Raw genomic sequence first — 20,236 nt, forward strand, 5'->3', positions numbered from 1 at the left:
TTTCATCATTAAATTCCGCTTTCACACTATAGCGCAATAAATATCATTTATAGACATAACCAATAAAGCTTTGTCCCATCCCCCATACAACCCTCACCTCGTGCAATTGTCTTAGCCACACCACAAAATCCATGACTAAATAGCGCGATTTATTAGTAACCCGGGGGAAGTAAAGCCGGTTAATCCACATCCAAATAAATTCCAGCAAGAGGCGTTAGCGCTTTAGGTAAAATGCCCTATTACGGGGCATTTTACACACTATTATCACATTAATTATTATCTAAAATACCTGTACTAGCATCAATAATTCCTTTTTCTTGCTCATTATTTATATAGTACCTAGCGCTTAACTCAGGAAATAAGGAGCGCCTTTTACCTGTATTGAATAAATAAAAATTGCATCTTTCCAAAGCGTTAACATTTCGAATAGAAGCGCAATTTATAGAGGGCTTATGTGCATAAATTAAAAGAGCTTCTATTTCTGCAATAGTTGGAAAATTATCCTTGTCCAAAGGTGTTGTATAATATTTATTATTTTCAGGATCATTCCAATGATTCCAATCTACGAACCGTCCATAAGACCCAATATAAATTTTTATTTCTGAACGTAATCCCCCTGTCCAATTCTTTTGATGATTTTCTAATCTATTAACAACTCCATTTCCACCATTTTTTTGTTTATCTACATCACTCATTCCAATGTATAACAAGGTATCAGCATCATTATTTAAATGCTGACCATAAATTTGATAGAAAAAATAATCTGTCCGCTGCCCTCTTTTATTATTTTCTGTTGTGGGGGCATTTTTATCTACGTAATTTTTAACATCTTTCGCACTAGAAAATGGACTTTCCCAATAGATATCAACTACAGGAACTTCTGACATAGTGAGCCTCTTTTACATTTCAATTATTTTTAGTAAAAAAACACGAGCAACTACTGTGCGATAACCTCAAAAAAGGCAAAAGAAAAATACTGCAAAAACCTACGCCGCCACCCTGCCGCCATTTTGTCGCCACTTGACGTTTTTGATGACAAATTTCAAATGCAAAAAAGCCACCTAAAAGGTGGCTTCTTTGTTACTCTAACTTGTTGATTACTCAGTCAAGTTTTATTTGGTGCCCAGGGCGGGACTTGAACCCGCACAGCCTAAAGGCCGAGGGATTTTAAATCCCTTGTGTCTACCGATTTCACCACCTGGGCTAAATTTTTGGAGGCGCGTCCCGGAGTCGAACCGAGCTACACGGATTTGCAATCCGGTGCATAACCGCTTTGCTAACGCGCCTTTTCCACTAATCTCTTAGAGAGATTGGAGCGGGAAACGAGACTCGAACTCGCGACCCCGACCTTGGCAAGGTCGTGCTCTACCAACTGAGCTATTCCCGCATGAAGTTTTCACTTCTAATTTAGCTTTTCAAACTGGCTGATTTACTTATTTTTTTTCGTAAACCTAGTTGCCGTCCGATGCGATGCATTCTACTGATTTCACATTTCGAGTCAACACAATTATTGAAATAATTGAATCGTTCGCTGTTTTTTCAATCATTTCGATCAAGCTTCGCTCAAATCACTCCATGCAGCCATCAAATATTGGAACATTGACCAGAAAGTTAAGATTGCAGCAACATACATTAATGCGATAGAAAGATTCTCAATCAATGGATTTGGACGCCATAACAAACCAACAAGTGACATCATTTGCGCTGTTGTTTTAAATTTCCCGATCCAAGAGACCGCCACACTACTACGCTTACCTATCTCTGCCATCCACTCTCTTAGAGAGGAAATGATAATCTCACGAGCAATCATCGTTGCAGCAGGCAATGTGATATACCAAACATCATAACTCTCAGTGACAAGAACCAAAGCAGTCGCCACCATCACTTTATCTGCGACTGGATCTAAAAACGCCCCAAACTTTGTGGTTTGCTTCCAAAGACGGGCTAAAAACCCATCAAACCAATCAGTCACCGCCGCAATAACAAAGATTAATGCACAGGCAAAAGGCCCCCAGCTCACTTGCAGGTAGAAAGCCAATACAAAAAACGGTATCAGGATGACTCGAAATAAGGTCAACCACGTAGGTATATTTAATTTCATCGCGCTCACTAACTTTTTGACCAAGTTGGATATTATAAGTATGTTGCCCTAAGACACTTACTGTTTCAATGCATTATAAATCTTTTCTGCCAGTGCGTATGAGATCGAGGGCACTTTTGCGATCTCTTCTATACTCGCATTGCGTAAAGGCTGTAATCCCCCCATGTATTTCAAGAGCATTTGGCGGCGCTTAGGCCCAATTCCTTCTATTGATTCTAATGCACTGGTATTTTTAACTTTTGCTCGGCGTTGTCTATGTCCTGTAATAGCATGATTGTGAGACTCATCTCGAATATGCTGAATAACATGCAACGCAGGCGAATCTGGTGGTAATGAGAAACCTTCACCTTCTGGTTTTAAAAATAGCGTTTCAAGCCCTGCACGGCGATCACTCCCTTTTGCCACACCAATTAATAAAGGATGGTCTTTATTCCAGTCCACTTCTAAAGAGTCAAAAACGTCTCTAGCTTGACCAAGTTGCCCTTTTCCCCCATCGATGAAAATAATGTCAGGAATTTTATTTTCATCGATATGCTTACCATAACGACGAGTCAGCACTTGATGCATGGCAGCATAGTCATCGCCTGGGGTGATCCCTGTAATATTATAGCGCCTATATTCAGATTTAACCGGACCGGTTTTATCAAACACAACGCAAGAAGCAACAGTTTGCTCCCCCATGGTATGGGATATATCAAAACATTCCATGCGAGAAATCGAATCGAGTTTAACAACTTCTGCCAATGACTTTATTCGTTGAATTATCGTTGACTGTTGCGCAATTTTTGTTGATAACGCAATCAATGCATTAGTACGTGCTAATTTTAAGTAACGTGCTCTTACACCGCGAGGTTGACTTTGAATATTAATTTTTCGCCCAGCAAGTTCAGAAAGTGAGCTTGCAAGTAACTCTTTTTCAGCTAAAGCAAAATCAATCAGTATCTCACCAGGTAACGTTCTATTCTCACTACCTTGCAGATAGAACTGCCCTAAAAAAGTTTGAACAACTTCATCTAATAAAGTTCCCGACGGTATCTTAGGATAATAGCTACGACTTCCTAATACTTTCCCTTGACGAATAAATAAGACATGGACACAAGCTAGTCCTGATTCAAATGCCACGCCGATAACATCCAGATCGTCGCTTCCGCCTGAAACATATTGCTCTTCAGTTACCGCTCGTACTGCTTGTATCTGATCACGAAATCGTGCCGCATCTTCGAAACGGAGATCTTGGCTCGCCTTTTCCATGCGTTCAATTAAACCGGTCAGAACTTGCTTATCTTTCCCAGTCAAAAATAGACGAACATAGTTGACTTGCTGGTCATATTCTTCATCAGTCACTAAACCTTTAACACAAGGCCCCAAACAGCGCCCTATTTGGTATTGTAAACAAGGTCTAGAACGATTCTTATAAACGCTATCTTCACACTGACGGATAGGAAACAATTTTTGCATCAAAGCCAGTGTTTCTCTCACAGCATAAGAATTTGGGAATGGCCCAAAATATTCACCCTTTGCATGTTTAGCGCCGCGATGTATCGACAAACGAGGATGAGTTTCTTTGCTTAAAAAGATATAAGGATAAGATTTATCGTCTCGCAACAATACGTTATAGCGTGGTTGATACAATTTGATGTAATTGTGTTCAAGCAATAAGGCTTCAGTTTCGGTGTGAGTCACCGTGACATCTATTGAAGCGATATGCTTGACGAGTTGTTCTGTCTTACGACTACCAACATTTTCTCGAAAATAACTCGATAATCGTTTTTTAAGATCTTTTGCTTTTCCAACATAAATAACAGTTCCGCCAGCGTCATACATTCGATAGACGCCAGGCTGGTTAGTCACTGTTTTTAAGAAAGCTTTTGGTTCGAACTGTTCTGCCACCCTGATAAACCCTGTTTTGCCGTAATTAAACCATAACTGATTGCTATGTGTGTTAATTCTACATCACTACAGATATTAAGTTTACCAAACATTCTATATCGATAGGTATTTACTGTTTTTGGGCTCAACGTAAGCGACTGCGCAACTTTTTTAATTGGAATTCCCTGTGTTATCATCAACATAATTTCAAGTTCTCTAGCAGATAACAACTCATATAAGTCATGTTCATGACTATGAAGCAGCCTCTGTAGGGCAATATCTTGAGCTATATCGGGTGAAATAATTCGACGACGAGCGTTAACCACTTGAATAGCTTCAATTAAATCGTCTTCATTAATATTAATACTTAAAATACCAAAAATACCAATATCAAGTGCTTTAAGCACAAATGAATAATTACTACGGATATTATATATAATAATACCAACTTCAGGTTGAGTTCGTCGAAGTATTTGGATTGTTCTTAGCGACTCAAATTGGCAATTATCACTACTAATTAAAATAATATTCGCTCTTTGTTGTCGATTCCAAGCAATAGCGTGTTCTAGCAACGGAAATGATGCGACAATTTTACAACGTGATATTCGACTAAATATAGTTTCAAACCCACGAATAGTAATATTATTATCGTCAATAATTATAATATTAATCAATTACCCTTCCTATCCTTTATATAAACTAATAGACAGGATAATAAATGAAAGCTCAATAAAATTATATGTAATTTTTTAGCTTTCATTTCACAAAAAAAATCAATCACAATTTATAATAACTCTAAACTTAATAATCATTCTAATTATATAATTATTGACCTATTTCTTATAATAAATAGCCGTCATAATAACGGCTATTTTTATATTTAAATAAATAATTATTTTTGCCCTACTAATCGACAAATAGTTTCTGAAACTAAATAGCTTTTCTCAAATGAGCTAATAGGTAAAAACTCAAAACGAGAATGAAAGTTAAGTGCCCCTGTAAAATAGTTAGGCGTCAAAACTCCACGAGCAGACAATGCTGAACCATCAGTACCCCCACGCATAGGAATAACGTTTGCTTCAACACCTTGAACGTCTAGAGCTTCAAATATTAAGTTGATTGCCGTTCTATCATCGCCAATTGAGTCACTGATATTGCTATACACATCATCAATTTTAAATTCAATTGTTGCTCGAGGATGACGAGATCTAATTAATTCAACACTTTCATTTATAAAGCGTTTACGTGCCTCGAAACTATTTCGATCAAAATCTCGTATCGCCATTTTAATTTTTGCATTATCCGGATTTGCAATCAAATCGGTAAAATAAAAATATCCTTCCCGATGCTCCGTATGCTCTGGGGTATCAAAACGGTCAAAACATCCAATAAAATCATGAGCCACACGAATAGGATTTAACAATACATTCTTAGCAGACATGGGATGAGCTGTAATACCTTTAATCGAAACTTCAATAGAAGCAGCGTTAAATGTTTCGAATACCACCTCTCCTAATGCACAGCAATCAATAGTATAGGCAAAATCGACCTTGAAACGAGATAAATCCATTATTTTTGACCCACGAAGTCCAATTTCTTCATCAGGAACAAAAGCCACATATATATCACCACAATCAAAATCTGCATGTTGTAGTTTATTCATTAACTCCATTACTACTGTCACTGCGGCTTTATTATCCGCACCTAGTACACTAGTTCCATCGCTAAAAATAATCTCTTCACCAATGTAAGGCGATGCTTCAGGATGTTCTACAGATCTAAACCATATATTTTCTTGTGTATTCAAACATAAATCTTCGCCTTCATACTTTAATGTTTGAGGCTTAATTACAGGAGATAACCCAACATCTACCGTATCCAAATGGGTGACAAACCCAATTTTTGGTGCTAACGGATTACTACCCGGGCGTACCGCATATAAAATCGCATGATCATCAATATAAATATCTTTTAAACCATAACTTTCTAACTCTTGTGCCAATAATTTAGCTAACTCACGCTGCCCTTCAGTACTTGGCACAACTGTTGCTGAAGCATCACTTTGACTTTCTATTGTTAAATAGCGGTAGAAACGTTGTTCAAGCTGTTTACCTAACTCATTCATTACATATTCCTTCTACTCAATTTTTTTGTTTATTATGCTGGCTGCCACGTATAACCACTATCAAAACCAATAGGAATATCAAAGGCCCAAAATAGATATAGTGTCGCAGTTAAGGTAATCAATAATCCTATTGTGAATGGGATCATCATTGAACAAAGTGTACCAATCCCTGCATTCTTATAATATTTTTGGCAATACATTAAGATTAATGGATAAAACGGGAACATTGGCGTACTGACGTTCATTGCCGAATCACTCACACGGAACGCTGCTTGCGTTAATTCTGGTGAAATACCAACCGCCATTAACATTGGAACCAAGACCGGAGCCATAATAGCCCACTTAGAAGTGGCAGAAGTGATCATAATATTCAAAACAGCTGTCAATAAAATAACGCCAAATACGGTCATACCGGATGGCATATCTAATGTACGCAATAATTCAGCACCAGATAATGCAAGTAATGTACCTAAGTTTGAATGTTGAAATGAATACAAAAATTGTGCAGCAAAGAATGCAAAAACAATAAAAGGAATTAATGACTTTGTAATATTTTCCATCGCCTTAACCACATCTTTGGTTGAGGTAAAAGATTTAGTCATATAGCCATAAACAACACCTGGAAGAGCAAAGAAAATAAATAAAAGAGGTACCACAATTTGCATAATTGGTGCTTTCGGGCTAGTTAAACTACCATCGGGACCTCGTAATGGCGAATTTTCAGGCCATAATAGTGCAAATAAACCTACCCCTAGTGCAATAAGAACTAAACCTGCAATACGAAAAGCCCGGTGCTCTATTGGCTTAATTTCACCCAATTTTTGCTCTGAGTCCGTATCTACGTCAGCTATTGTGATAGGACAATTTTTATTTAACCACGGTTCAACAATTTTTTCTGTAATAAACCAGCAAGTAAAAATAACACCAAATGTACCGCCTAAACTAAAAAAATAATTACATAAGACATTTACGGTATAACCAGGCGCTAACATTTGCGCTGCGTCTTGCGTGAAACTCTGCATTATAGGATCAATAATTGATGGTGTATAACTTGCAGTAAATCCGCCTGCAAGTCCTGCAAATGCAGCAGCAATACCCGCTAAAGGATGCCTTCCACTTGCATAAAACATCATGGCGGCAACTGGCATTAAAATGACATATGCAGAATCAGAAGCAATATGAGAAACGATACCAACAAATACAACAGTAGGAGTTAGCATTTTAGGTGAAATAAAAGAAAGCATTTTTTTCAAAGCAGTATTAATAAAACCACTACTTTCGGCAATACCAATCCCTAAAGTTGCAACAATTGTAATTCCAAGCGGTGGAAAATTAATAAAATTTTTCACTGCTGTTGTAATAAATAGTATTATTTCTTGGTACTGAAACATATTTACAACAGCAATTTTCTCTTTTGAAATAGGATGATAATAACTAAAATCTACAAATGAAAGGAGATAAGATAAAAACCAACATATTATTAAGGCATAAACAAATAGCATTGTGACATCAGGCATAACATTACCGATCCGTTCAACGCGATTTAAAAAACCTTTTTTCTTTGGAAGTGTATTAGTTGTCATATTTACAAGCTACTTATGTTATTAGAATAGAAACTTTATTACAGTAGTTAACCCGTTTGAAAAAGTAAAACACTTTTGTAATTTGTTTTAACAAGATAAATCAGCTACTCACCTTAACATTAAATTAATTTAATGGATTAGTTATTTTCATTAAGCTAATTTACTAAATTTTTTGATACTATAAACATCGCTTTAGTTATATCACTTAAATCGGTTGTATTTAATACAAAAAGAGAATAAAAAAATTTTTTATTCTCTTTGTCAATTCAAAATATAAGTTAACTTTATGAGTATTATTCTCGTCTAAGTTTCTCAGTATTCGCAATATAGAGAGCTACAACAAGCACTAAAATAGCACCTGCATGTAATAAGGTCGTCATAGGGTCACTATGGTCGACAATAATCAAACGAATTATTGCAGTAATTCCGATATAAATAAAATATCTTAGCGGGAAGTGATATCCAGACATAAAATATTTAATTATCAATGCAATAAACTCAAAGTAAAGAAAGTAAATAACAATACCTTCTAAAAGTTCATACGCCGTCACTCCCTTAACATCACCAAACATCAGTGCTGCCATAGTGACCGTTTCTTTAACTAAAAAGAAAACAAGTACCGCTGCTAACGCAATTAATCCAATATTCAATATCCACTGTAAAACCCATGCTATATTGCTAGCGTGACGCATTCCCTTCATATTATTCATTCATCATTCCTCTAGAATCACGCATTGGCTATCGTTTTATATTAACCCAAGCGCGTACTTTTACTTACTTAAATTAAAGTTCAATCAATGCCATTACAATAAAGTTTTCCTGATTGTAATTCAATTTTAAGACGCAAGCATTACAACAGAGGAGCTAAATTTACTTTAGATAAACTGTAAAGAGTAAAAGCTGGCAAGAAAACCAGCTTTATAAATAATTATTAACTCATCATATTCATGATGTCTTGTTCTGTTAACGTTGGTGTTTTTTCAGCAAAATTATAATATTTTGGCTTGCTATCGATATAAACTTGCAGACTCAGTTCGGCGTCTTTGCTTTCATCAAACAAGGCCGCTGAGACATAATAAGTGGAAGGTGAATGCAAATGATAAAATAAATGTGTACCACAGTTATTGCAAAATGCCCTCTCCGCCCATGAAGAAGACATAAAACGAGTGATAGACTTATCTCCTTCAATTTTAATATCACTACCGCAATCAATACTAATTCCAGGGCCACCATTCCATTTTTGACACATACCACAGTGACAGGCACTCACTTTATCAACAGGCTTGTTTGTTAAAATTTTCACTGAACCGCAAAGACATTGACCTTGATGCATAATATTTTCCTTAATAAAAAATCATCTATATACTCACGTTTTCACTTGATAACCTTATTCCTATTTTAATCATAGATCCTAAATTGACGTCCTGTAAATCGCTTATCATTAGTATTTTCACTTAAACGAAGGCGGCTTACCTCAATGACCTCGCGTTCAGACTCAAGATCACCAACCTCATGTTCATGGACACTTGCCTGTTCTGATATATATTTTAACTGTGTTGTACTATAGGGTGCTAGGTCGTAGGAAATTGCACTATCAGTAACCTGTGCAAATACGGATGTACTCGTCAATAACGCAACCACCATGAATAAATTAGCCAATAACATTCGCTTCATAAACATCTCCTATTTCTATGTCTCAGTTTTATCCCATATCTACGTCAAATAACACCAAGATTGGGTAATTGTTTACGTAGATAAGTAAATGAATAAAATTACGTCGAGTTGTGTTTAGTTAACCAAAGTTATTAATCATCTTTGTCACCATCAATATAAAAAAAGGGAGCACTTAGCTCCCTTAATCACCTAAAAATATAAGCTATAAATCATTTGAAGTATCTTTATCTGACGCGTTGATCTCTTTAAATAAATACCAACAAAAATACAGCAAAACAATTATTCCAATAAATAACAATACCCACAATGCGATTGTCATCCAATTCACATCATCATCAACTAACTCAATTGAGCTCAGTCGTTCTACGCCACCAAGTTCAATAACTTTATCTGTTGCATAAAGTTCAGGATAATGCGACATCACCTCATCAACACCATATGGTTTACCAATGAGATCGCTATACGTCATTTTATCAAGATTAGCCTGCTTATTACCCCACACTAACAAATAAGGCGCGGCACCTTGCATATTAAAAATAATATTAATGCCATCCCTTTGTCCGTCAATACGAGGAGGACTCTCTTCCCAACTTCCCTTTAATGCAGTGATCCTTAATTTTCTGATCATTTCACCATTGAGTGCAATAGTCGGATTACTAACACTTTCCCCATCAGTCACTTGGTTGTAGGCAACTATATTTCTTAATAATTTCCAGTCATCAATATTTTCAGATGAATACTCGATTTTTAAAGGAATAACCCTATTTGATTGCTGTAACTTGACCTGTAGTTCAGAAAGAGGCTGTGAAGATGCGAGTTGATAAATAATGTGTTCTCTCGATACGCCATCATTGGTCATTTCAAAATGAAATACCTGCTGACGACGCGTTGAATTTAAAATATTGGCGGTCGCATTTACTTTTTGTAAATCAGGAACGAGGACTTCTGGTGCGCTAACAACAATCGCCATCAAATAAGGCGCATTCAATACCGCAGAATCTCCACGCAAAAGCTCAATGGTATTACTTGCAATAGTACCTGAATCTAATTTCAAATTCATGATAGGCTGATTGGCAGAAATATTAACCCAATCTTTTTTATCATTACTTGCATAAATGAAAACCTTCGCTTGCCATTCCTTTTCACTTTTTGCCCAATCTAAATTCAAGCTTTGAGCTAACATTTCCTTATTTTTAGTCTGATCTCGCGTCAATAAATAAGCCTGGTAATTTGTCTGTTGCTTCCTTTGCATATTCGGTAATTCAATTCGAGTCACTTTTCCAGGGATTGCTTCAACTAATAAATATTGTTGATCATCTAAATATTCATTCTGTGACTTTACATTATCAACTTGTGCAATTAAGCGTTGAGGCACAAAAGAAATATTAGAAGTCGAAATCGATTTTTCTGCATCATAGAAAAGAGCTGAAGGTACTTCATCACCTGTACCGTTAAAAACGCGTACATCCTGCAATGTTTTTGGATACGCAGAGTTAATATAAGCTTCTGGAGGTAACTCCAACCAGAAAAAAGGACTATTACTATCTTGGATATCTAATTCTATGCCTTGATAATAACTATAAGGTGTCGCCTCTTTAATCTCTTCACCATAAAGATGGCTTGAAAATAATAATGCCAAGGAAAAGACTGAAAGTAGCCCTTTAAATCCTCTTTTTTTTATTAGGCTCACGATTGCGTCTCCTTCTCTTGTGCAATGTCATGATCAACTTTAGGTGGTAGTGGTGAGAAATAACCAACAATTAATATCAATAGCGCAACAACAATAAATGAAATCGCTCGTGATATGCCATCTTGCCCATATATATCAATAAGGAACAATTTAACAATAACACACGCAAAAATGCTGGCGCCACTGAACCACCAAATTCGATTTCTCTTCACCGCAGCAATGACCATGCATACTAATGCAGCAAGTGCCCAGCTAATTGAAAGCACGGTTTGAACTAAGCGAGAATGATATAGCACATAAAAATTCCAATTTAAATCTGCAAAGTCTGCGGTTGCACGAATAAGAATGCCATTAAACCATAATACAGAAAGAGCAGCTGTCGCCACCACAAGTCCTCGCATAATCCAAATATCATACTCGGTAACTTTTTTAAGTTTTTGCGCAAAACCTCGATGCATCAACAAAATTGCAGCAATACTAAAAAGGCCTGCTTCATCTAATGGATTAATTAATGGAATATAATTCCAGAACATTAATTTGCCATCTTCCAAGTTCGCACAATAAGATAAGATAATAAGCACGACCATTACAGGTAAGAAGCTATACCAATAAATAAGCCCATGACGTCTCATTGGAGATAATCTATTTTGCTGTAACCAATAAAGCACTAAAGTGGTCAAGGTGATTGCCATAACATAGAAGAAATACCCTAGTTCATGCATACCCCAAGGTAAAATCTCCACAAACCAATTTACCTGTGTTGCAATAAATGCGAGTATCAACCAAAAATTTGCACCATGTAAAACGCGTTGCATCCAGATATTACGGACTTTATATGCATGAATAACAAATAATATGGAGCTTCCCAAAATAACTGGCCATATTAACGAGCCTTCACCAAGCCCCATTGGATTTTCATCATAGATAAAATTGAGTGCCAGATAATAATATCCAACAAGCCAAAGAAAAGACTGACATAACAGTAAAGGAACCCAATCTATCTTAATTGCATATGAACGCCATATCCAAACCGAAATAACGACAAGTGCCATAATAATGAAACCTTCTGACTCACCACTCCAAGACAGAATATCGGTAATCATTGGCACCCAACAGGCCCAAACAATTAATCCTAAAATTAAGAAACCATAACTTAAAACATCAAAATGGCTTTCTTGTTTACGCCTCGAGTGAAATAACCCTCCAGCACAAAAGCAAGCTACCAATAATACGGGCACCATATAAGTACTACTACGTGTCCAATAAAGATAAGGATAATCACTCAGCAGTGTAATCGCACTGACAACAATAAGTAATGAGCCAATAAGCGTCATTTTCTTTTGATTTTGCTGCAAACCGAACCAAAGAATAAGTAGACCTTCCATCGACCAAATAATCGACGTCCACTCAAAAGTTAAGGCAAGCGGTATTGCGAGGGTGATAAAGCCACTACCAATAATGATATTACCCAATGCCATATTTTTACCTGCATTTTTATAACGCTTATGAATATGCAAGCCAGCAATGAGATAGAGGCACCCCAATAATAAAGCAACAAAAGCAGGTAATAACCCAATACCTTCTGAAATAAAATACTGTAATGCAATACTGATAAATGGCGGAACGAATAATAACGTATTATCCACCACTAACTGCTGACTATGGTCAAAACGTATTGCAAATAATTGAGTTAATGCATTAAAGATGATCAGATTAGCAATAATAAACAGTTGGCAAGACAGGTAGTATTCCGCCTGGTAATTAGTTAATCCCCATAGAATGGCAACACCATAGGTCATAAACATGCCAACTAAGTTAAGTGGTCGCCATGCTTGCCACAAACTAATAATCAAAATAGCACCTGATAGCATCAGATAATAAGAAAACAGAATGATGTGATTTCCACCACCCGTTGATAATAATATAGGTGCTAAATAACCACCAATCGATGCTAAAATAGCTAAGCTAATTGTACGTTGAAGTAATGCTAACATGATACTCGCCGCACAAATGAGCAACATGAAAACAAATGTCATTGCATAAGGTAACATCGTATATAACTTAAATGCTGCAAATACGGTAATGTACAAGCAGCCAATTGCGCCGCCTTGTAATATTAAACCAAATAACTCTTTTTTATTACGCAGCCACCACCCCGTACCGAGTAACGCTAAGCAGCCCACGGTGCTGAGTAGTAATCGAATTTGCGGCGAAATAATATCATTTTGCACGGTGTAATTAAGTAGATAGGCAACGCCTAAAAACAATAATAATATTCCGACCTTAGCGAGGGGATTTCCTTTAACCAACCAGTTAAAGAAATGACCAAAAATTGATGGATTATTATCATTATTTCTCATTGTTGAAGTGGTAGTTTTCACACTATCAAATCGATTTGGGTTTATCCCTTCAACAGGTATTTCAGCGGTTGAGTTAACGACTCTAGGCGTTTCTTGTGGGATGACTGCTGTATAGTTAACCGTTTCAGATTGACTAGATTGCGAATATAACGTTTTGTCGGTAAATTCCGACACTAAAACAGGCAGCTCCTCACAGCTATTGTTGACTTTGATTTGTGATGGACTACCTTCAGTTTGGGTGCTTTCTTGAGTACCAATGTCTATATCATGCTTTTGATTATATTGTGAAACTACTGTCTCAAGAGAAAAAACACGTTGATTTAACTCAGAAATCTGATGATTTAACCGACTTGTTCGATTAATTGCCATGATAGCCAAAATGGGGGCTATACCAAGTAAAATAACTAATATGAATCCTACTAGTATCCAAATATCCACAAATAGGCTTCCTCATAATGAAATTCGTAACTAAGAATACGGCTAACACTCACTCTCAGTGGTAAACGCTAGTGTAGATAGCATTGATGCCCTTGCCAACTCAATGTAATAAACTGTTACAAAATAATTATTGCCCCACCAATTCAACTCCCCACAGGAGTATCAAATAAAGATGAGTTTATATCTTTGTATCATCGCTTACCTTAAAAATTAAAAAATTCAGAAAAAGCTTAATAGCTATTTAACACCGCTAAAATTTATATATCCTTTTATAGAATATTATTAATACTATTTTTTCGATGCTCGCATTTAGATAATAATTAATTTTGTTTAAAAATAGAGAGATAGTTAGTGTTTTTTATCATGATTATGATATTTATATATTCAGTTCTAATGGAACCAAAAGTGTATTTAAGCGAAAAAAACAGCCGTAAAAATACAAATATATAATCTAGCTCGTAAAAAGACTATGCCGTAAAGAGGACTTATGCTACTACACATAATACTAGCTGCACTTGGCCCTATTGTTCTGGGTTTAGCTGTAGGATGGCTTTCAGGTAAGTATGGTTTTATTAAAAGAGAGTACTCTCAAGCATTCGCAGATTTTGTTGTCAAAATTGCATTACCTTTTGCTTTATTTTTAGCGGCAGCCCAAGCGCCACCGGATGTATTACTTAATATCGATTACTTGTTGGCTTTAGCTGTAGGTTTAATTGTTTCTTATGTGATTGGTTTTATTGTAGGGAAAGTTTTTTTCCATCACGATAAAAAAGATGCAGCCATGCAAGCGTTATCCGTTTCATTTCCCGACATGGCTTACTGTGGGCCACCCGTGCTATTAGCAACAGTAGGATCATCTGGTTTGATTGCCATGGTGTTAGGTAACCTTATTTATACCGTTATCATTATTCCATTCACCTTGTTGATGATAAGTGGCACGCAACAGGGAAATAGCATTATAAAATCTATCGGAAAAGCGATTGCTCAACCCTTAGTCTTTTTACCTGTTCTTGGCGCAATTCTCGCAATTTGTGGCATTAAATTACCTGAAATATTACAAAATTCAGTTAATGAATTAGGTAAAACCGCAGGTGGTGTGGCACTGTTTTTCCTTGGGTTACTTCTATCAGGTATTAAATTAAAAATTAATGCGGAAATTATTTTTAACGTCTTCATTAAAAACTTTGTGCAAGCCGCATTAATACTTGGCACAGGTCTTGCCCTTGGACTCCAAGATGACTTATTAAAAGCGGCATTTATTATCGGTGTATTACCCACAGCAACAGCGGTTCCTGCATTGGCGATTAGTAATAAAGCCTATACAGAAACCTCGGCAGGAACTGTATTACTCAGTACCTTAGCCGCATTAATTTCTATTATTGGCGGTATTACGATCGTCGAAATGCTTTAATTTTTTAAGGGCAGATTAACGATAATCTGCCCTATTCTTTTTATTTCCCCTCCAGCTCTATTTTATTCCCCTTATTTACGCTGATTAATCCACCTAATATTTGCAAGACAGATCACAAAAAAAGTATCATGGTGTCAAATTCTTACTTTTTATACATCTGGGAAATAAATTAAAAATGAAAATTAGCGATGAATTAGCTTCTGCTATCGCATCAGTTACCGAAGTTGCTGCCATTGCAGCTTTTGATTGGATAGGAAAACAAGACAAAAATGCAGCTGATAAAGCAGCTGTAGAGGCAATGCGTAATCGCCTTAATGAAATTGATTTTCATGGAAAAATTGTTATTGGTGAAGGAGAGATTGATGACGCGCCTATGCTCTATATTGGCGAACAAGTCGGAAAACAATCCGGAAATCAGCATTTAGATATAGCCGTAGACCCCATTGATGGAACCCGTATGGTTGCCTGTAATGAGCAAAATGCGATTGCTGTACTAGCCGCTGCGCCTGCAGGTACACTATTACAAGCTCCCGACATGTATATGGAAAAAATAGTAGTCGGTGCAGCAGCTAAAGGTGCTGTACATCTGGCAAATCCGTTAGAAAAAAATCTTGAATTTCTTTCTACTGCTTTAAATAAACCTATTTCAAGCTTATCGATTGCAGTGTTAGATAAACCACGCCATCAACATATCATCAAAACCATTCGAAATTTTGGTGCAAACGTTATCACTATTCCTGACGGCGATGTGCTGGCATCATTGCTAACTATCTTACCAGAGCATCCAATTGATATGATGTATGGTACTGGTGGCGCACCTGAGGGCATTATCAGTGCGGCTATTGCACGTGCTCTAGGTGGCGATATGCAAGCAAGATTAATTTCTCGCGATCAGGCTAAAGGCGACAGCGAGCAAAACAAGCAACTTGCGTTACAAGAAACCTTACGTTGTAAGCAAATGGGGATTGAAATTGGCGAAATTTTATCTCTCGATATGATGGTAAGTACTTCTGACGTTATATTTTCTGCCACCGCGATTACATCAACCGTGCTTATGGGGGGAATTTCTCACGATGACTATAGCCGTACATCGAATACTATTTTAGTTAGTGGCCACAACCGCTCATTAAAAATTATCAATAACCGCCACTTTAAATAGTCTTTTTATCTACCTGATTCGAAAAGTACCAAATCGTTGTGACAGACAACGGAGGTACATAGAAATGAATATAGAAGTGTCGTAAATAAACGCTGAATTCGGTTAACTAAATGAATTTAATTAATTTGAATATCGAAATAGACTAAATATAATAAAAGGGCTAAATCAGCCCTTTTATTATTATGTCATTCGAGCGAAAAATTAACGCTCAAGTGTCATACGGTTTAACATCGGTGCGGTAAAGACCATAATAATGGCGATCACACCCGTTGCAATACCAATTTTTAAGAATACATCACTATAAACCGCTAATGATTCTATTTTACTAGTTATCTCACCTTGTGGTGCAGCCGCTAGGGATGCAACATAACCGGCAATAAAGGCCGCAGCCGAGTTAGTTAAGAACCATGCGCCCATAATAAAGCCCATCAAACGCTGTGGTACCAATTGTGCTACCATTGCGAGGCCTAAACCAGAGATCATCAATTCACCGATGCTTTGGAAACCATAACAAATAACCAGCCATTCTACGGAAACAATACCCGCGTCATTAGCAAACTTAGCACCTAGAGGTAAAATCAAGAATGCTGCAGAACAAAGTACCATACCAATAGCAAACTTATGCGGCATCGGTAAGTTATCGCCCATCTTATTATAAATAGCAGCTAATATTGGGCTACCAATCATAATCCACAATGGATTTAACGCTTGATACTGAGCAGGCTCAATGGCAAATCCTAACACATCATGCTCAACATTATGTAAAGCAAAGAAGTTTAGAGAAGTCGGCATCTGGCTATATAAAACAAAGAACACTATCGCTTCAAGCATTAAAATCAATGCAACTATCATTCGACGACGAGCCAAGCCCGTTAACGCCAATGTTTCTTTGATAAAAATAACTAAAATACCTAATGAAATGATCGCCAACGCAGTACGAGCAACACCGAGGTTATAAAGCAACCAATTTGAAAGTGCGATTAGTGCAACCACACCAACGATTGTAGCCAGCAATTTCGAAATAACGACCGGTTCAAAATCAGGTTTAGAGCCATGCTGAGAAACCCACTTTTTACACATAAAGAAGTTAATAAGTGTAATGATGAGGCCGACAACACTAAGAGAGAATGCGACATCCCAACCGTAATGTTTTGCCAACCAAGGGGTTGCTATCATTGAGAAGAATGAACCGATATTGACGGACATATAGTACATAGTAAATGCACCGTCCAGACGGGGATCATCTTTATCATAACAAGTAGACAATAATGAAGAGGGATTAGCTTTAAATAAACCGTTACCCACAGCTATTGTTGCTAAACCTAAATATACCATTGACACATCATGGTCTGAGTAGGCAACAAATGCATACCCCGCAATTAAGACAATGGTTCCAAGAACAATCGCACGCTTGGTGCCAAGAACTTTGTCTCCTAACCAACCACCAATCGCAACAAAACCATAAACTAGAGCAGAAAATGCAGCGAACAGTGTAATCGATTCTGTTTCAGACATTCCCAGCACTTGGCTAAGATAAATTGGAAGTATTCCCTGAAGACCGTAATAACCAAAACGCTCCCAGAGTTCGATAGAAAAGATGAGATAGAATGAGCGAGGTTGCTTAAACGCGTTAAGACTTATTTCCTCTTTGTTATTGTTAGTTGTGGACACAAGTTACCTCTAGTACAACCTGTACATATGCAAAAAAACCACGGAACGCTATTTGCGCTCTCGCATTGTTATGATCTCAAGAATTAAAAGTCTGAAAGATTCACTTTCGGTAGGAGGAGTATCATTCCCTGACCTCAAAACAAATAAAACAGTATGTGAATATTGTTTATGAATCACGAACATTAAATTCAATGAGTTAAAGTATAATTGATTAATTATTCAACATTAACAGGAATATAAACCGCTAATGACCTATCAATCCATTATTCAATATACGTTATTTATGCACCAAAAATAAAGAATTAGCTAGTGTTAATTACTGGATGAATAGATTTTAATCGTTATTAACTTCAATATTTCACAAAATAACAACATTATTATCGACCACTAATTAATCAGATGTTCAACGATTGTTAAGAATATTATTCTATATTGAAATAATAACAGTACGTTTTTATTTAATGGATTTAATTTCAGCCCCAAGGATGTCCCTAAATAACACAAAGAGGGAATATGTATAAAATAGTACCTTGAAATTATTATTAGATAAGATAACTATCACTAATTGTGATTATCTCTACTATTCATTTAGCATGAATAGTTAGTCATTTACGTTAGATTGGATAATAAAATGGGGGAATATCAAATTTTTGATAAAAAAAAGCCCAGAAAATGAACTGGGCATAATGCATACTACTAAAGGATCTTTCAAACTATCACTACGTAGCTGCATTATTACATTACTTCGTGTAAAGAAATGAATGATGAGGGTAAATATATGAATGTTTACGCAAGCAAACAATAATATAGTTACTAATAAGACATTCATATTCCCCAGAAGGTTCATCTTTTTTTATTTTTTTTACACTTTTTCTTAGAAAAAAATAATAAAGATAACAATTTTGCTAAATTATACGAATAAATATTGATTCCTGTTTGATGATTGCATGAATGAAAACAACAGGATAACCTATCATTAGAATGCATTTGCAAAAATACGGCTGAAAGGAATAAAAGTGAAAAAAATAATTATCTCACTGCTACTCATAGGCAGTGTATTCATCCATTTAGCCTATGCGAAAACTTCCCCCCCCTTAACGGATGAACAAAGTTTACTCACACTAGCTAAAACAGGAAAAGCAGAAGCCCAATTTAATTTAGCGATGTTTTATCAATCAAATCGTCAATTTGAGGATGCACTAAAATGGTATGGATTAGCTGCGGCTCAAGGTTTCACTAAAGCACAAATCAATCTTGCTCTTATGTATCAACAAGGTACAGGCATAGCTAAAGACAATAAATTGATGCTGTATTGGATGCAAACAGCCGCAGAAGCAGGTGACCCAATAGGCCAAATGAATATGGCAGAATATACTTTAAATGGTATTGATAAGCTTTTAGCGAAGGATCCACAGCAAGCCGAAAATTGGTTACAAAAAGCAGCACAACAAGATTTCCCTGCGGCATTAATTACTTTGGCGTATTGGTATGAAAAAGGAACCGCAGTCACAGAGGACCCTAAGAAAGCTGAAAAAATATATCTATCCCTTGCACAAAAAGATCATCCTCAAGCTTTATATTTGCTAGGTTATCAAGCAGCAACCGGAATGTATAATAAGGTAGATTACCCTCTTGCTTTCCAATATTTTACTCGCTCCGCAAATTTAAATTTTTCACCCGCCCAAAATAGTTTAGGGATGCTATATCTCTACGGGCAAGGTGTTAAGAAAGATACAAAGTCAGCCATTAAGTGGTTAACTCTTGCCGCCGAAAAAGGTGAAGCCTCCGCTCAATTTAATTTAGCTTTAATTTATGCACGTGGCGATGGTGTTTCAGCTGACCAAGCAAAAGCATGTCATTGGTTTATTAAAGCAGCCCAACAAGGCAGCGCCGATGCACAATATGCAAGCGGTGCATGTTATCAATATGGAATGGGCGTAACACAAGATGATAATAAAGCTTTGCGCTGGTACAAGCTAGCAGCAGCCCAAGGGAATGAACGCGCGCAAAAAAAGGTACTGATTTTAGAAAATCAACAAAGATAATTCCGCCGCGATCAGAAGATCTGCATTCTACGCATAACTAATCCTCTAAATAGTTTAGATTGTAGGTAGGCGACAAATAAAGCTAAGCCCTAGGAGCATACATAAGTATG

General features: G+C 36.6%; 15 protein-coding genes and 3 tRNA genes. 3 read left to right on the forward strand and 15 right to left on the reverse strand.

What is annotated here, in order from left to right; genetic code table 11:
* Nucleotides 1-269: 269 nt before the first annotated feature.
* From DD649_RS13265 to DD649_RS13330, 14 genes are all read right to left on the reverse strand, one after another.
* Nucleotides 270-887, reverse strand: a complete 618-nt coding sequence (locus tag DD649_RS13265) for a hypothetical protein (RefSeq protein WP_294107643.1) — start codon at nt 885-887, stop codon at nt 270-272.
* Between the two features lie 230 nt (nt 888-1,117).
* Nucleotides 1,118-1,204 (reverse strand) — tRNA-Leu (locus tag DD649_RS13270).
* A gap of 8 nt (nt 1,205-1,212) precedes the next feature.
* Nucleotides 1,213-1,286 (reverse strand) — tRNA-Cys (locus DD649_RS13275).
* A 25-nt stretch (nt 1,287-1,311) separates the two neighbouring features.
* Nucleotides 1,312-1,387 (reverse strand) — tRNA-Gly (locus tag DD649_RS13280).
* 165 nt (nt 1,388-1,552) lie between these two features.
* Nucleotides 1,553-2,101: a CDP-diacylglycerol--glycerol-3-phosphate 3-phosphatidyltransferase gene (pgsA, locus tag DD649_RS13285; RefSeq protein WP_336430837.1), complete on the reverse strand. Its 549-nt coding sequence runs from the start codon at nt 2,099-2,101 to the stop codon at nt 1,553-1,555.
* Nucleotides 2,102-2,158: 57 nt separating this feature from the next.
* A complete protein-coding gene (gene uvrC / locus DD649_RS13290; RefSeq protein ID WP_294107647.1) occupies nt 2,159-3,991 on the reverse strand; it encodes an excinuclease ABC subunit UvrC in 1,833 nt (610 codons plus the stop codon).
* Nucleotides 3,958-4,644, reverse strand: coding sequence for a LuxR C-terminal-related transcriptional regulator (locus tag DD649_RS13295; protein WP_294107649.1), 687 nt, complete (start codon nt 4,642-4,644; stop codon nt 3,958-3,960). Before DD649_RS13295 ends, uvrC begins: the two co-directional genes overlap by 34 nt.
* 218 nt (nt 4,645-4,862) lie before the next feature.
* Nucleotides 4,863-6,095 (reverse strand): peptidase T, encoded by a 1,233-nt coding sequence (pepT, locus tag DD649_RS13300; protein ID WP_294107651.1) that lies wholly within the window; start codon nt 6,093-6,095, stop codon nt 4,863-4,865.
* 32 nt (nt 6,096-6,127) lie between these two features.
* Complete coding sequence (locus DD649_RS13305; protein ID WP_294107653.1) at nt 6,128-7,678, reverse strand: AbgT family transporter; 1,551 nt, start codon at nt 7,676-7,678, stop codon at nt 6,128-6,130.
* 293 nt (nt 7,679-7,971) lie between these two features.
* A complete protein-coding gene (gene psiE / locus DD649_RS13310) occupies nt 7,972-8,388 on the reverse strand; it encodes a phosphate-starvation-inducible protein PsiE (RefSeq protein WP_294107655.1) in 417 nt (138 codons plus the stop codon).
* A 221-nt stretch (nt 8,389-8,609) separates the two neighbouring features.
* A complete protein-coding gene (locus tag DD649_RS13315; protein ID WP_294107657.1) occupies nt 8,610-9,011 on the reverse strand; it encodes a GFA family protein in 402 nt (133 codons plus the stop codon).
* A 65-nt stretch (nt 9,012-9,076) separates the two neighbouring features.
* Nucleotides 9,077-9,352: a hypothetical protein gene (locus tag DD649_RS13320; RefSeq protein ID WP_294107659.1), complete on the reverse strand. Its 276-nt coding sequence runs from the start codon at nt 9,350-9,352 to the stop codon at nt 9,077-9,079.
* A 202-nt stretch (nt 9,353-9,554) separates the two neighbouring features.
* On the reverse strand, nt 9,555-11,042 hold the full coding sequence (locus DD649_RS13325; protein WP_294107661.1) for a DUF3999 family protein: 1,488 nt from the start codon (nt 11,040-11,042) through the stop codon (nt 9,555-9,557).
* Nucleotides 11,039-13,840 carry a DUF2339 domain-containing protein gene (locus tag DD649_RS13330; protein ID WP_336430838.1) on the reverse strand — a complete coding sequence of 934 codons (2,802 nt, stop codon included), beginning with the start codon at nt 13,838-13,840 and terminating at the stop codon, nt 11,039-11,041. The genes DD649_RS13325 and DD649_RS13330 overlap by 4 nt, the downstream gene beginning before the upstream one ends.
* A 487-nt stretch (nt 13,841-14,327) precedes the next feature.
* Between DD649_RS13330 and DD649_RS13335 the strand changes: the two genes are divergently transcribed.
* Nucleotides 14,328-15,251, forward strand: a complete 924-nt coding sequence (locus DD649_RS13335; protein ID WP_294107665.1) for an AEC family transporter — start codon at nt 14,328-14,330, stop codon at nt 15,249-15,251.
* Nucleotides 15,252-15,432: 181 nt separating this feature from the next.
* Nucleotides 15,433-16,410 carry a class II fructose-bisphosphatase gene (gene glpX, locus DD649_RS13340; RefSeq protein WP_294107878.1) on the forward strand — a complete coding sequence of 326 codons (978 nt, stop codon included), beginning with the start codon at nt 15,433-15,435 and terminating at the stop codon, nt 16,408-16,410.
* A gap of 201 nt (nt 16,411-16,611) precedes the next feature.
* On the opposite strand, the gene dtpA is transcribed toward glpX, so the two are convergent.
* Entirely contained in the window at nt 16,612-18,081 is a 1,470-nt protein-coding gene (gene dtpA / locus DD649_RS13345; RefSeq protein WP_294107667.1) for a dipeptide/tripeptide permease DtpA, read from the reverse strand.
* Nucleotides 18,082-19,097: 1,016 nt separating this feature from the next.
* Here dtpA and DD649_RS13350 point away from each other — a divergent pair.
* On the forward strand, nt 19,098-20,126 hold the full coding sequence (locus DD649_RS13350) for a tetratricopeptide repeat protein (protein ID WP_294107669.1): 1,029 nt from the start codon (nt 19,098-19,100) through the stop codon (nt 20,124-20,126).
* The last annotated feature ends 110 nt before the right edge of the window (nt 20,127-20,236 follow it).

The organism is Providencia sp. (assembly GCF_003533305.1).
Taxonomy (GTDB): Bacteria; Pseudomonadota; Gammaproteobacteria; order Enterobacterales; family Enterobacteriaceae; genus Providencia.

Excerpts from the sequence above, each read along its gene's own strand:
- DD649_RS13265 (WP_294107643.1), bottom strand. The coding sequence starts at position 887 with ATGTCAGAAGTTCCTGTAGTTGATATCTATTGGGAAAGTCCATTTTCT.
- pgsA (WP_336430837.1), bottom strand. The coding sequence starts at position 2,101 with ATGAAATTAAATATACCTACGTGGTTGACCTTATTTCGAGTCATCCTG.
- pepT (WP_294107651.1), bottom strand. The coding sequence starts at position 6,095 with ATGAATGAGTTAGGTAAACAGCTTGAACAACGTTTCTACCGCTATTTA.
- DD649_RS13305 (WP_294107653.1), bottom strand. The coding sequence starts at position 7,678 with ATGACAACTAATACACTTCCAAAGAAAAAAGGTTTTTTAAATCGCGTT.
- psiE (WP_294107655.1), bottom strand. The coding sequence starts at position 8,388 with ATGAATAATATGAAGGGAATGCGTCACGCTAGCAATATAGCATGGGTT.
- DD649_RS13315 (WP_294107657.1), bottom strand. The coding sequence starts at position 9,011 with ATGCATCAAGGTCAATGTCTTTGCGGTTCAGTGAAAATTTTAACAAAC.
- DD649_RS13320 (WP_294107659.1), bottom strand. The coding sequence starts at position 9,352 with ATGAAGCGAATGTTATTGGCTAATTTATTCATGGTGGTTGCGTTATTG.
- DD649_RS13335 (WP_294107665.1), top strand. The coding sequence starts at position 14,328 with ATGCTACTACACATAATACTAGCTGCACTTGGCCCTATTGTTCTGGGT.